We start from the raw sequence: 14,687 nt of genomic DNA, 5'->3' as shown, positions 1-14,687 counted from the left end.
GGTAAGATTTCTGAAACTTCAGGCCTTCAGACTTCTTGTTCCGCGTTGTTTCGACGCCCGGGTTCGATAAGGACCCACTCTATAAGAGCCACCCACATGGGTTGGCTCTTTTTTTATGGCTCTCTTTTTATCAGTGCTCTATTGATCAGGGCTCTATGATTCGCCGGAAAGGCGGCAAGGCGTCCAACAACAACTGCCCGTATCGACGGGCGATGATGCGACGATCAAGGATGGTGACGCGGCCGGTGTCCGACTCGGTCCGTAGCAGGCGACCAACGGCCTGCACCAGTTTGATGGAGGCGTCGGGTACGGTTATTTCCATGAACGGGTTACCGCCGCGGTGCGTCACCCATTCCGCCAGGCTGGCTTCGATGGGATCATCCGGTACCGAAAACGGCAGTCGGGTAATCACCACATGGCTCAGGTACTTGCCAGGCAGGTCAATGCCCTCTGCAAAACTTGCCACACCGAACAACACACTGGGCAGCCCCTCATCTACACGGCTGCAATGGCGGCGCAGGACCTCGCCCTTGGCCATATCGTCCTGAGTGGTGATCAGATCCGGGTATTCCGGCGCCAGGGCATCCCGCACCAACTGCATCTGGCGCCTGGAGGTAAACAACACCAGGGTCGCCTTCTCCCCGGCCCACAAGGCCGGTAGCCGCGATACCACCTGGTCCGTAAAGCTATCGTCCGTGGGCATGGCGGTCATGGCCGGTACTTCCACGGTTGCCATTTCGCCATAGCGGAAGGAACTGGGCACCACCACGAAGCGGCTGGCTTCGGGCAAACCTGCTCTGGCCTTGAGCCGATCAAAGCGCCCAAGGGCGGTCAGGGTTGCACTGGTCAACACAGCGCCATAGGCCCGCGACCAGAGCCTGGAATAAAGCAGATTATCCGCCAGCACCGGGCTACTGTAGAGCGTAATGTCTTCCGCGTGTTCCCAGCGCTGTCGCACCGACCAACGGGCGGCCGGTGGCCCGGACCGCTTCTTAGGCTCAGGCGCTGATTCCTCACCTTCTGCCGGCTCACTGGCCGGTTGGCCCGGATTATCACACCACGCGACCCACAACCGCAGTTGGTCCTCAGCACGGCTGTGGAACGATCCAATCACCGGATACCAGGATTCCGCAGTATCGCGGTCGACATCGCTGGCCTTGCGTTCATCGAAGGCCGTCTGTAATTCGTCCACCATCACACCAAGCTGGCGAACCAGGGTGGCCGTCGCCACCCGGGTTTCCACCGCCAGGCCGGCAAGCACCTCGGGCAATTCGCCCTCCGGGTAGCGCCACTGGGCGGAGCGTCGCTCCTCATTGAACTCCCAACCGGTATTCTGTTCGGCCTCGTCGTACACCCTCGTCAGACAGATATCCACTTCACGGGAGGCGGAACTGATCCTGTCGATGGTCTTCGCGGCCTGGGTGCCGGGCGTGAGGAACGGCTGCATCTTTCCCAGTGCCTGGGATAGCTGCTTGAGCCATTGCCGCGTGGCATTCAGCGGCACCGACGCCGCAAAGTGATTCAGTGCCTTGTCCGGCAGGTGATGTGCCTCATCAAAGATAAACAATGCATTTTCCGGCTCCGGCAGAATGGCACCACCGCCAAGGGCAAGGTCTGCCAGCACCAGGTCGTGGTTGGCCACCACGATGTCGGCATCATCGAGGTCTTTTCGGGCGTCGAAGAAGGCACAGCTGTCGAAATAGCTACAGTGGCGATTGGTACACTGACGATGGTCGGTGGTGACCTGGCGCCAGATGTCATCGGGTATCTGATCCGGCCAATGGTCGCGATCACCGTCCCACTTCCGGGACCCGTAACTGGCCAGCATGTCTTCAAAATAGGCCCGGGTGCCGGGTTCTTCCTTGCCGGGCCCATCCAGCAGGAACAGCGGCATGGTATCGCTGTCGCCGTTACCCTCGTCATGCAGGCGAGCTTCGAGACGAGACATACACAAGTAGCGGCCACGACCTTTGGCAAGGGTCCAGGTGAAATCCAGTTTGCTGTGCTTTTTCAGGTCCGGAAGGTCTTTGTGGACGATCTGATCCTGCAGGGCAACGGTCGCTGTTGATATCACCAGTGTCTTGCCAAGGGCACGGGCCACCGGAATGGCGGCAATCAAATAGGCCAGGGTCTTGCCCGTGCCTGTGCCCGCCTCCACCACGCAGGTGCCGGCTGGAGAGGTGCGCTGGCCGTCATTCTCGGTGATCTCGCCCATGTAGCGGGCAATCTCGGCGATCATCAGGCGCTGGCCATAGCGGGCACGGATGTCCTTGCCGGCCAACACGTCACGGTAGGTCTGCTGAATCTGCTGTTTGACGTCCTCGGTGAGTGCCATCAGTCGGGGCTCACCCAGTTGCGAACCACACCCACCCGGAAGCGACGGCCATCCATGCTCAGCTCCACGCCTTCCTCGGTAATCCGTTCGACGGTGATACCGGAAAACGACTCTCCGGGGCGCAGGTAGTTGTCATTGATCATGACCCGGCGGGCCGACGGCTCGGACGCATAGATATGGCTGTTAAAAATCAGGTCTGGCACCCTTTTCTGGAAGGAAAGTGGAAGCTCTACAAGGTGCGGCGCCGTCTGTGCGGTGGCACCGTCCCGCTCGCTGGGATTGACGGCACTTGGCGTTCGCGGCGTGGGCACAATCACCGTGGGTCGCTCCCGCTCATTCTCGTCACCGGTTTCCGCTACCGCATCCGCTGGAGAGTCGGTATTCGCTCCCGGTGTTGGAATCTCGATAGCACCCTCGAGCGTGTCACGGGTCGGCGGCGATTGTACACGTTCGGGCGTCGATACCTGGCCCGCAGGTTCCGGCTTGTCATCAACTATAACCGGTTCAACGGTGGGTGTGGGTGCGGGCGCAGCCACGCCAGCCGACGGGATTGTTTGATCCGTCAGGGAAGCCTGACGCCCCTGGGGCCAGAAGATCCAGGCCAATACAGCCGCGTTGAGCACCAGGCCCAGCGCAACCCACACCAGAATCGGAATCGATTTTTTCCGTGGTTTGTGGATCAGCTGTACCTGCTGGCCAAGGTCCGGAATCCGACCCTGCCGTCTTTCAGTTTCGGATTTCCGGAGAGCATCAAGGATATAGGACATGTCAGTTCACCATCCTTCCGGACGTCAGCCGGGGCACGGCGGATTCCAGGTCGTTATTCATCTGGATGATGGTCATGGCACCGGCAATGCCATCGACCGTCAGGCCTCTTTGCTGCTGGTACCAGCGGACCTGTTCTTCGATCGGCATACGGTTGACGCGGCTCTCTTCCTGCCGGCTTTCGGCGTATCGGCTGGCCAGTTCCATCATTCTTGAGCCCATCCAGATCTGCTCGGCCACCCTTTCATTACCCTGAGCGCTACCGGACGCATCGCCCAACGTGTACGCAGGCGCTTCCCAAAGTACGGTAAATTCGCCAAACCAATAGGGCTCCAGGCTGGAGAAGGTGACCTCCTGGCGACCACTCGGGAGTTCGATAGTGGCGCGATTATCCTGGAGGCCGCTCAGGACCGCATAGTGACTGTCCCCATTGCCGTTGCGAAGCTGAAGTATCGCCGGCCGGTCCAGAAACTCCAGGCTTCGGCGTGCGCCCTTGTTCTGCAGGCAACGCAGTCCCTGCCCCTCGGCAAACTCACACGCCACTGGGCTTTCCGAGGCGCGGTATTCCAACCCCCATAGTTCAAACAGCTCGCGAAAAGCCACTGGCAAAGAGATGGTCTGGTCCGGGAACTCAAATTCGGGCAGTGGTTCCTCCTCGCGTGAGTCACTGGTCTGCTCACTGGCTTCGGGAAGCTTTTCCGACAACTCGACAACAGGCATATCCAGCTCGACCCGTTCGATGGCGCCAGTAAGGGACCTTCCCTGATTTTCGGCGACAGCATCGGGCTCGGGTCCACCGCTCCCCGGAAGCCCTATGAACAGCCACGTGGTCATGATGATGGCCATCAGCAGGGCTGCAGCCAACATCAGCGCATGGGACTTTCGAGACGGCCCAGCGCGCCTGGGCAGATTCTGGCCGTTCACTTCCCGGGCAGCGTTACGGATATGGGGAGCAGTGATCTGGTGCTCGCCTTCGGCGTAGGCGCCCAGCAATGCACGGTCACTGATCAGGTTAATCAGTCTCGGTACACCATGGCTGGCGCGGTACAAAGCCCGGATCGCGCGATCAGTAAAGATCTCGCCCCGGAGGCCTGCCACGCTGAGCCGGTAACGCAGGTAAGCCTCTATCTCTGCTCGACCCAGGGCGTCGAGGTGATAACGGGCCGTTACCCGCTGATTTAACTGGCGGAGCTCTGGTAGCCCCAGAATCTCCTGCAGTTCAGGTTGTCCCAGCAACACAATCTGCAGCAGTTTTTTCTCAGCGGTTTCGAGATTGGTCAGCAATCGGAGCTGTTCAAGCACTTCGGCGGACAGGTTCTGGGCTTCATCAATCATCAGAACCTTATGGCGGCCCGCTGCATGGGCCTTGAGCAGGTCATCATTGATCAGTCCCACCAGTTCCTTGATGGATGATCCGACCGGATGGGCAATCTCAAGCTCATCGCAGATGGATGACAACAGCTCACGGGCAGACAACCTGGGATTGAGGATCAGTGCAATGTCTACATGATCAGGCACATTCTCGATGAAACAACGGCTGACAGTGGTCTTGCCCGTGCCGACTTCTCCAGTGATCACGATAAAACCGCCCTGCCCCTGCACGCCATACATCAGATGCGCCAGCGCTTCTTTATGGCGTTCGCTCAGATACAGATAGCGGGGGTCCGGGGCTATCGAAAACGGGGGCTCCCGAAAACCGAAGAAATCGTAGTACATGCGTGTCCAGTCAGGTGCTCAGGCGGAGCTTGCGGGAGCCGCCATCGGGCTCCCCGGCTATCGCGGTATCATACCGCCCGGCTCCCGGGGCTGTCATCTCATGAAGTGCCGGAATCCGCATTGCTTACCAGTCTCAGTTCAGCTGTAGAGCGGCGCTGTTCGGATTTCAAGCGGCGAATGCATCGCTCCAGGGTCTTGGAGATTCTGGCGTGGGAGCGAATCATTGAAATCTTGGGCCAGGTCGCACGCTCGCCCTGCAATATCATCTCCCGGACCCATGCCGGATCAGGGTTGGATAACATGCGACGGTAGTCACGAAGACGATACGTCGGCGAGATGGTGACATCCCCGGAATAGCGCTGCCCCATAATGGTGTACATCTGGCCCGCTACCTGCCGAAGCATTTCCGGCTGAACGCGTTTTCGCAGATAATCGAACAGGCCCTGGCCATGGAACTGGATTTCCGATTTCAGCAGGTGCATCGGCAGGTTGGCGACATTGATCTTTTCATCCCGGCCTCGCCGGTTCAGAAAAGGCACCACATGGGGATTGGTCTGGCTGACAATGGTGAAGTTCACGTCGTAAAGGTGCATCAGCCGTTCGATGGGCAAGTCGCTGACCACCGACCCGTCCACGAACTTCAGCCGCGACATGTAGGGCAGCACGTTGCCCTGAATGTCCTTCTTCATCAGCGGTACCGGCGGGAAGATACCCGGCACTGCCGCGCTGGCCAGCACGGCACTCCAGACCAACAGATAGGGTGACGTGTAGCCACACAACAAACGGGCTTTCTGGTGGGTCTGGACCGGTGACACACTGACGTTGATGGAACGCCCGGTCTTCTGGAACGCCTCTTCAAAGGTGTATTCCCCGATATTGGCACGCAGGCACGCCTTCAACTGCTCCTGATCCATCAGGCCGTCACCCCGGATGGCACTGAACAGCCCCCGCCATTTCCAGGCCCTCATGTCGTGGTTTTCAGGCACCAGCATGTCCGGTATTTCCGCATCGCTGTGGACACCCAGTATGCCAGCGATAATGGCGCCGATGCTGGAGCCGGCAATGACCTGCGGCAGCAGTCCTTTTTCCCAGAGTGCCTTAATAACGCCGAAATGGAACATGCCCAGCGTGGCACCGCCGCTGAGCAGCAAGGCCGGGCGACCGTAACTGGTCAGGGTATCGCGGAAGAACTGCAGCTTCTCGGCCACTGGGAATCCCGGTACTTTGGTGTCACACAGGAAATCGAGCGACTCGCAGACCTGGGTAATGTATTCCTCGATAAGATGCTTGGTGCCGACCCGTGAGCGGGTGTACAGGGCGGTATTACCCATGTTCCCCAGGTCGTGGTGCAGCCCTTCCCTGAGCGCGCGCTTCAGGCGCTCGAAATCATTCTGCTGCCGGTAGGTGCGGAGGTTGCTGAGCCGGTCGTAGATGAGCTCGTAATGGTAAAGGTCGGAGCCAAATTCCTCCTTCCACTCCACATTGCCCTCAAGGAAATCCAGCTCCAGCGCCGCGGCCTTCCAGACTTCGTAATTGGGCGCCTCCGCCAGCATTTTGCGGAATTTCCGGATGCGGTCATCAACCATCTGGTAAACCTCCGTTGTTCCAGCCGATTCGATGCGTCAGAAATCCTCGAGCATCAAATCCTCATTGTCATCGCTGGCAAAAGGATCATCTACGGTTCTGCCATCGTTGATCAGGTAAGCCCGCCGTTGCAGGTACGCGTTTCTCACGAACGTATAGCCGTCACCTGAGATGAACCCTTCCGCAGGGATCAGATCGGCACGCTTGTCAACAATCTGAAGCGCCCTTGCATAATAGACATCCGGCGTTTCAGCCAGGTCCCAGGCTGAGGGCAACAACAGGTTGTCGGATACAAACCCACCAAAGTCCCGCGGATTCGACGGCCCCAAAAACGGCAGCATCAGGTAAGGTCCAGAATCCAGGCCCCAGTAACCCAGGGTCTGGCCAAAGTCCTCCGGGCGCTCATGCAAACCAAACATGGTGGCCACATCAATCAACCCGCCCAGACCAAAAATCGTGTTGTAATTGAATCTCCCCACCGCCACGACGGCAGACTCCCCCTTCAATTGGAAGATACTGTTGGCTAGATTACGTATTTCAGTCAGGTTGTTGAAGAAATTGGTAACAGCACGGTCCGCAAAGCCTGGCATGACGGTGCGGTACCCTTTCGCAACGGGGCGGAGGAACCAGTTATCGATGGTTTCGTTGAAGGCATAGACCTTCCGGTTCCAGTCCTCATAAGGATCGACCTCGCCCGGAGGGGCATCAAGCTTTCGTTCTGCCATGTCGGGATCGACTGGCTGCACGGTTTGCGCGACCGCATTGCCTGAACACAGGCAGATAAAAATCAGGGCGCCGATTACTGGGTGCCGGAAAAAAAAGTCTCTCATCGTCAGACCTGAGGTTGTTAAAACTGTTGCTGTTCGTCGAAAATACCGGCGCTCTGCTTTTTTATTATTAACCCCTTGCTTCAGGAGTAGCCCCGATGTCAGTACCCGGGAATCTGGTTAGCACACTCTCCATGCCTTTGCGCTGGGGAGATATGGACGCATACGGCCATGCCAACAATACGGTTTATTTCCGCTTTTTCGAGGAAGCCCGCATCACCTGGCTGGCGTCCCTGGAGCTGGGCGCGGAAAATGACCCCGACGGTCCGGTCATTATAAAGACCAGCGCCACCTTTCTGAAGGAACTGGCCCATCCGGCAACGGTTGAGGTCAGAACATACGCCGACAAAGCCGGCAATACCAGCCTCGACACCTATCATACGCTGACCGATACCGAGACCGGCACACTCTACGCGGAAGGCTATGCGAAAATTGTCTGGTTTGACCGCACCAAACGCACGTCGATGGCACTGCCTGACAAACTCAGGGCGTTGGCGGCCAGTTAAGACCGCCTATCGCCACCCCATACCCTATCGGCGGCGAACCACAACGCTGCCGATGGAATAGCCTGCACCAAACGAACAGATCACGCCCAGTTCACCAGCGCCAAAGTCGTCCTTGTGTTTGTGGAACGCAATGATCGAGCCCGCGGAGCTGGTGTTGGCGTACTCATCCAGAATGACCGGCGCCTCTTTCGTGTCTGCGTCGCGCCCCAGCACCTTGCGGGCAATCAATTGGTTCATGTTCAGGTTGGCCTGGTGCAGCCACAGCCGCTTGAGATCATCCGGCGACAACGACAGGCTGGACAGCTGTTTGAGGATCGTCTCCGCCACCAACGGCGACACTTCCTTGAACACCTTGCGCCCCTGTTGCACGAACAGCTTGTCCGGCTTGTTAATGCCCTCTTTATCGCCCCGATTCAGGAAACCAAAGTTGTTGCGAATGTTATTGGAGTACTTGGTCACCAGGCTGGTTCCGAGAACCTCAAAGCCCTGCCCTTCCGCAACGTCGGCGTCTCTTTCCACCAGGATGGCGGTGCAGGCATCGCCAAAAATGAAGTGGCTGTCCCGGTCACGGAAATTCAGGTGGCCGGAGCAGATTTCCGGGCTGACCACCAGCACCGCCCTGGCCGTGCCATTCTCTACGGCGTTCGCCGCCGCCTGCAGCCCAAAGGTCGCGGAACTGCACGCCACGTTCATGTCGTAGGCAAAACCCACGATGCCCAACGCGTCCTGAACCTCAACGGAAATAGCCGGGTACGGGCGCTGCATGTTGGAGCAGGCGACAATAACCGCATCGACATCGGCCGCGGTCTTGCCGGCCTGTTTGAGAGCCTCTTCGCAGGCTGAGAGCGCCATCTCGCATTGCACCGAGGCTTCTTCGTTGGGTCGGTCCGGTATGTTCGGGCACATCCGTTCAGGGTCGAGTATGCCCTGCTTGTCAATCACGTGGCGACGCTTGATGCCAGACGCTTTTTCAATAAAAGCGGACGAAGACGGCTGCAGGGGCTCAAGATCGCCACTGGCAATATCGTCAGCGTGACGTGCGTTGTGAAGTTCGACGAAGGCATTGAATGCCTCCACCAGCTCTTCGTTGGTAATGGTTGCTGGCGGTGTGTACAACCCGGTCCCGCTGATAACGGCTCTAATCACGCTAACCCCACGTCATAGTTGTAAAAACAAACAATCTAACTGCACCAATATTGCCCAAATACTAACACAGTCTAAACGTTTTGCCCGCAAACATGACCGGCTTACACGCGCGTCTGCTCCCACTGCCTGTCCAGGCGCTTGACCGATACCGGCACGGCCGTGCCCAGCTGTTGTGCAAAGAAAGAGACCCGAAATTCCTCAAGCATCCAGCGATAGAGCAATAGCTCCGGGTCCCTTACCCCCTGGCGTTGCTGCTCATCGCGTTTGCTGGCGTAGCGGGACCAGAGCGGCTCCATGGTGTGCAGGAACTCCCGCTCCCGCCCGAGCTCCCTGGGCATTTTCTCAAAACGGATGCTGGCTGCCTCGAAATAGCGTCCAAAATGGGCAAGCCATTCCGGCGGCGTGGCAACAATAAAACCCGGATACACAAGATTTTGCAGCTGAAACTTCAAGTCCGCCATACTGTTCGCGAGCGCGAGGTTGATTTTGCCCTTGAGCTGTTTCATCACGCCATGATAGCCCGTCATGGCCTGGTGCAGCCGCTCGTCAGCCAGCTCAAGTGCCGGCACGAACTCTGCCCTTCCGGCGTTAAACGCGTTCTCGAACGCATTTTCGTCCCGGGGCACGTCGTCGGGCACAAAATGCTGCATCGCCGTGGCCAGCAACAGGTCGTCCAGCAGCACCCGGGCCTTACCGACCGGCGCGAACATCAGCGCCGATGACTTGAAGTGCGGTAGCCGCCGCTCCATGTCCTCCAGCGTATTACCCAGCCGAATCAGGATCAGCCGCGCCACCGCCTTGCGAGTTGCGTCCTCCGCCGTAAGCCGGTCCAGGAACCGTGTCTGGCGAACGGAATCCCCCGTGTCTTCCAATGCCGGGTATACGGTGACTTCCATACCGCCTTTTTCTGTCCTGACGGATTCGGGCAGCGATCCGAAATCCCAGCCCGTTGACTTGCTTACTGGTTCGGCCGATGACTCCCTTCGGGTTGCCGATGACAGGGCCGCCTCTGCCCGCTCTTCCAGTTCGCTTTGCAGCTTTTCGGTTTCCCGCCCCTCGGCGATGGGCTTGCCCGCATCATCAACAACCCGAAGATTCATTCGCAGATGCTTCGGCAGGTCCTTCTGTGGCCAGGCATCGGGGTCAATCCTGACACCGGTCATTCGCCGGAGCTGTTCGCCCAGCTGCAGCGCCAATGGCTCGTTTGAAGCCTGAAGATTTTCCAGGGCCGCATCCACGAAATCCGGTACCGGTACAAAGTTGCGCCTCAACGCCTTCGGAAGGCCTTTGACCAGTGCGATGCACTTCTCCCTCAAGAGCCCCGGCACAAGCCATTCAAGCCGCCGCGCCGGAAGCTGTTTCAGGGCCATCACCGGTGCCTGGAGCGTAACGCCGTCGCGCTCGCTGGTGGGTTCGAACTCATAACTCAGGGGATATCTCACCCCTTCCCACTCCAGATAATCCGGATACAGTGAGCCCGCCTGCTCATCCACCGGGCGCTGGAGGATATCGGCCTCCGTCAATTCCATGTCACGGAGCTGGTCGGCACTCAGCTGCTTCCACCAGCTTTCGAAATGACGGCCGCTGACAATATCCGCTGGCAGGCGCTGGTCATAGAACGCCACCAGCACTTCGTCCTCAACCAACAGGTCCCGCCGCCGCGTTTTGCGCTCCAGGTTTTCAACGGTGTCCAACAGTTCGCGGTTACGGGCAATAAAGGGCGCCTTGGACTGGTAGTCGCCTTCCACCAGGGCACGGCGGATGAACAGGTTGCGACACTCCTCCGGGTCCACCTTACTGTAGGGAATACGGCGTTTGGCAATAATGTCCAGGCCGTAGAGACTGACCTTTTCATACCCCATGACCTGGGCACGTTTCTGTTCCCAGTGGGGTTCGAAGAAGTGATGCTTCACCACATGCCCGGCCAGGGGCTCGATCCACTCCGGCTCAATCTTCGCCACCACCCGCGCAAACACGCGGCTGGTTTCGACAATTTCCGCCGCCACAATCCACTTCGGGCCGGTTTTCGACACTTTTGAGCCCGGAAAGATCATGACCTTACGGTTGCGGGTGGCCAGATACTCCTTCTTTTCAAGCTTCACCGCCACCTGGCCCAGCAAACCCGCAAGAATGGCTTTGTGCAAAGACTCGTAACTGGCCGCATCTCTGTTCAGTTTCAGTTTCTGCTCACGGCAAATCAGCGTCAGTTGCCGGTGAATGTCGCGCCATTCCCGCATCCGCATCCACGACAGAAAGCTCTTCTGGCAGACCTTTTTCAGCTGATTCTGGGACAGTTCCTGGCGCTGTTCCTCGTAGAAATTCCAGATATTCAACAAGGTCAGGAAATCCGATTCCTTGTCATTGAACGGCGCGTGGGCCTGATCGGCAGCCTGCTGTTTGTCCTGGGGACGCTCCCTCGGGTCCTGAACGCTCAGGCCGGCAATGATCACCAGCGTTTCCGCCAGACTGCCCTGTTCCGAGGAGGTCACCAGCATGCGCGCCAGCCTTGGGTCCAGCGGCAGGCGTGCCATGGTACGGCCAAGGTTTGTCACACGGCGCTTGTCATCAACGGCTCCAAGCTCTTCGAGCAATTTGTAGCCATCGTTGATCAGGCGACGGTCCGGTGGCTCCAGGAACGGGAAATGGCGGATATCCCCGAGCCCCGAGGTGGTCATCTGCAGAATAACCGAGGCCAGGTTGGTGCGCAGGATCTCCGGGTCGGTGTACTCGGGCCGGTTGATGAAATCGGTTTCGTCGTAAAGCCGGAAACAAATCCCCGGAGCCACCCGGCCACAGCGCCCGGCACGCTGGTTGGCGCTGGCCTGGGACACCGGCTCAATGGGCAGGCGCTGGATTTTGGAACGTACGCTGTAACGGCTGATACGGGCCACGCCGGTGTCGATGACATAGCGTATGCCGGGCACGGTCAGGGAGGTCTCCGCGACGTTGGTGGAGAGCACGATCCGACGCCCCCGGTGGCCCTGGAATATCCGGTTCTGTTCCTGGTTACTGAGCCGAGAATATAATGGTAGAACTTCGGTATGGCGCAGCTCGGCGTGTCGCAGTACCTTGCTGAGGCTGCGAATTTCCCGCTCGCCGGGCAGGAATACGAGTACGTCGCCCGGTGGCTGCTTTTCTGCACGTTCGTGCTGTTCGATTTCCTCCATCGCACGCAGCACGCCATCCGTCCAACCCTGGTCCCGATCGTCCTCATCGCCGGTGAGAGGACGGTAACGCACATCTACCGGATAGGTTCGCCCGCTGACTTCGATGACCGGCGCGCCACTAAAGAACTCGCTAAAGCGTTCCACTTCGATGGTGGCGGAGGTGATGATGACCTTCAGATCAGGCCGTTTCGGCAACAGTTGCCGCAGGTAGCCCATCAGAAAGTCGATATTAAGGCTGCGTTCGTGGGCCTCATCAATAATCAGGGTATCGTAACGATCCAGGAACCGGTCGTGCTGGACCTCCGACAGCAGGATGCCATCGGTCATGACTTTGACCCGCGACTGGTCGGACGTGGTGTCGGTAAAACGTACCTGATACCCCACCTGCCCGCCAGTCTGCTCTCCAAGCTCTTCAGCAATACGACCGGCTACGGTACGGGCGGCAATCCGGCGGGGTTGGGTGTGGCCGATCAGCCCGCGAATACCCCGACCGCTGTTCATGCAGATCTTGGGGATCTGGGTGGTCTTACCGGAACCGGTTTCGCCGGCAATAATCACCACCTGGTTCTGTTCAATGGCCTCACGGATATCATCGACCCGTTCAGACACTGGCAGCGATGACGGAAAGGTGGCCGGCTTATGCAATGCCTGGCGTTCCGTGACACGCGCCTGACCCCGATCGAGCCATTGCGCCATCTTCTCCAGGTCCTTTTGCCCCGGACGCCCTTTTTTCCGGGCGACCAACTTGTGAATACGGGCGGCTTCCAACTGGTTGCAGGCATCCAACTGCTCCATGATGGCTTTTACGGCGGCCTTGCTGTCTGGCGTATTCGTGGACTGTTCCGGGGGGGCTTGCGTCATCGGTCCGTTTTACCGTTGTTGGATCTTGGATACCCGGTTCGCTTCGGGCGTGGCGACAGTCTAACGATATCCCGCGCCTCATTAATCGAGTAGGAGGGGGAGTTACCTCCCCCGTCCTCTCACACCACCGGGCATACGGTTCCGTACCACGGCGGTTCATGGTCGGCTCTGAAGCCGAGTCATCGTATCCAGCAAGCTTACCAGAGACAGACGGTCGAATACCCTCTTAGGCAGGGCCGCGTTCATATGAGTCGCGCCACTGTTCCACCAGGGTCCACGACCATTGGTCGCGCTCCTCCAAGCCCTTATCTCAGTCAAGCCTAGCCGTACCAGGTTGCGGGCCCGCGTGCGGGTCCGCTTCCACTGCTGCCACAGGATCAGGCGAAGCCGCCGTCTTATCCAGCCATCCAGGGCTTCGACCGAACGCTTCGAGGCGGTCAGGCGATAGTAATTTGCCCAGCCTCTCAGCACCGGGTTCAGGTTCCGGATGGTGGTCGTCAACGACTGTCCCCGTGACCGTTTCAGCAGGGGGCGAAGCTTGGCCATGAAGGCCTTCAGGCTTTTGGGCGCGACTCTCAACCGGACCTGACGTTTATGCCAGCTCACGCTGTAACCCAGAAAGCTCCGACGCCAGGGGCGGTCCACGGCGCTTTTCACCGTATTCACCTTCAGGCGCAAGCGCGTTTCCAGGAAGTGGGTAATACTGGCCATCACCCGTTCGCCGGATCTTTTGCTGCTGACGTAAATGTTGCAGTCGTCCGCATAGCGGCAGAACCGGTGTCCCCGCCGCTCCAGCTCCCGATCCAGTTCGGTCAGGAGCACGTTAGAGAGCAAGGGCGACAGGGGGCCGCCTTGCGGCGTGCCTTCCCGTCTCGGGCTGACCAGTCCTCCTTCGAGCATGCCGGCTTGCAGGTAACGCCGGATCAGGGTGAGTATCCGCCGGTCGGCTATGCGACAAGCCAGCAGGCTCATCAGCACATCGTGGTTGACCCGGTCAAAGAACTGGGCCAGATCCAGATCGACCACCCAGCGGTGGCCGTCGTTGATGTGTTGCTGCATCGCCTTGACCGCCTGGTGGGCACTTCGACCGGGGCGGAACCCATAGCTGTGATCCGAGAAGGTCGGTTCCAGCGTCGGGCTCAGCACCTGGTGAAGGGCTTGTTGGATCAGGCGGTCCTGCACCGTTGGGATACCCAGTGTCCGCTCCCCGCCTTGCGGCTTGGGGATACTGACCCGGCGGACCGGTTGAGGATGGTAGTCTCCGGCCAACAGCCGCTCGCGCAGCGTTGGCCAATGCTGTTGCAGGTGGCCCTTCAGGGCCATCACCGGCATCTGATCGACACCGGCGGCACCCTTATTGGATACCACCCGCTGATACGCACGCATCAGGTTCGGGCGCTCAAGCACCTGTTCCATCAGCGTGTTCGGCTCCGCGTTCGTCCACGAGTGAGCCCCCGCGTCTGCCTCGACACGGACTTCAGTCTCTGCCGGATACCGTCCAGCGCCTTCCTGAATGCCCTGCCCCATCCGGGTCGCTTCTGTCTTCATAAGCACACTACGAGAACTCATCGCCTACTAACGGCCAACCATGTTCGGCCCTTCCGTACGCGGTGACGCACCTACTATGGCCTCGGCTGAGTTCTGGCTCCCCATCCCCACCTCTCGCGAAGTGAGTAGCACAGCGGCAGAGAACCAGACTTCCCAGGGTAAGACGCGTGACCTTCACACTTATGCCCGCCGCATTTACGTCCACACCTTCCGTGCAAGTACAGGGCTTTGA

9 protein-coding genes are annotated in these 14,687 nt (G+C 59.0%); 1 reads left to right on the top strand and 8 read right to left on the bottom strand.

Going from position 1 to position 14,687, the window contains the following annotated elements:
- Positions 1-145: 145 nt before the first annotated feature.
- The 5 genes from dinG to SIC19_RS18880 form a co-directional block, all read right to left on the bottom strand.
- Positions 146-2,335, bottom strand: a complete 2,190-nt coding sequence (gene dinG / locus SIC19_RS18900) for an ATP-dependent DNA helicase DinG (protein ID WP_041333272.1) — start codon at positions 2,333-2,335, stop codon at positions 146-148.
- Positions 2,335-3,102, bottom strand: a complete 768-nt coding sequence (locus tag SIC19_RS18895) for a general secretion pathway protein GspB (protein ID WP_041333270.1) — start codon at positions 3,100-3,102, stop codon at positions 2,335-2,337. Before SIC19_RS18895 ends, dinG begins: the two co-directional genes overlap by 1 nt.
- Before the next feature lies 1 nt (position 3,103).
- Entirely contained in the window at positions 3,104-4,816 is a 1,713-nt protein-coding gene (locus SIC19_RS18890; protein ID WP_075195249.1) for an ExeA family protein, read from the bottom strand.
- Between the two features lie 98 nt (positions 4,817-4,914).
- On the bottom strand, positions 4,915-6,402 hold the full coding sequence (locus tag SIC19_RS18885) for a DUF3336 domain-containing protein (protein WP_075195250.1): 1,488 nt from the start codon (positions 6,400-6,402) through the stop codon (positions 4,915-4,917).
- 36 nt (positions 6,403-6,438) lie between these two features.
- Positions 6,439-7,230, bottom strand: a complete 792-nt coding sequence (locus tag SIC19_RS18880) for a VacJ family lipoprotein (RefSeq protein ID WP_075195251.1) — start codon at positions 7,228-7,230, stop codon at positions 6,439-6,441.
- A gap of 95 nt (positions 7,231-7,325) precedes the next feature.
- Between SIC19_RS18880 and SIC19_RS18875 the strand changes: the two genes are divergently transcribed.
- Positions 7,326-7,733 (top strand): acyl-CoA thioesterase, encoded by a 408-nt coding sequence (locus SIC19_RS18875; RefSeq protein WP_075195252.1) that lies wholly within the window; start codon positions 7,326-7,328, stop codon positions 7,731-7,733.
- 24 nt (positions 7,734-7,757) lie between these two features.
- Here the strand turns inward: SIC19_RS18875 and SIC19_RS18870 are convergent, their stop codons facing one another.
- From SIC19_RS18870 to ltrA, 3 genes are all read right to left on the bottom strand, one after another.
- A complete protein-coding gene (locus SIC19_RS18870; protein WP_091643847.1) occupies positions 7,758-8,879 on the bottom strand; it encodes a beta-ketoacyl-ACP synthase III in 1,122 nt (373 codons plus the stop codon).
- A gap of 101 nt (positions 8,880-8,980) precedes the next feature.
- Complete coding sequence (hrpA, locus tag SIC19_RS18865) at positions 8,981-12,907, bottom strand: ATP-dependent RNA helicase HrpA (protein ID WP_185906441.1); 3,927 nt, start codon at positions 12,905-12,907, stop codon at positions 8,981-8,983.
- A gap of 156 nt (positions 12,908-13,063) precedes the next feature.
- Positions 13,064-14,455: a group II intron reverse transcriptase/maturase gene (gene ltrA, locus SIC19_RS18860; protein WP_127401912.1), complete on the bottom strand. Its 1,392-nt coding sequence runs from the start codon at positions 14,453-14,455 to the stop codon at positions 13,064-13,066.
- Positions 14,456-14,687 lie beyond the last annotated feature (232 nt).

Source organism: Marinobacter sp. MIT930201 (assembly GCF_047122665.1).
GTDB lineage: Bacteria > Pseudomonadota > Gammaproteobacteria > Pseudomonadales > Oleiphilaceae > Marinobacter > Marinobacter salarius.
This window is presented reverse-complemented; position numbering and strand designations above follow the sequence as displayed.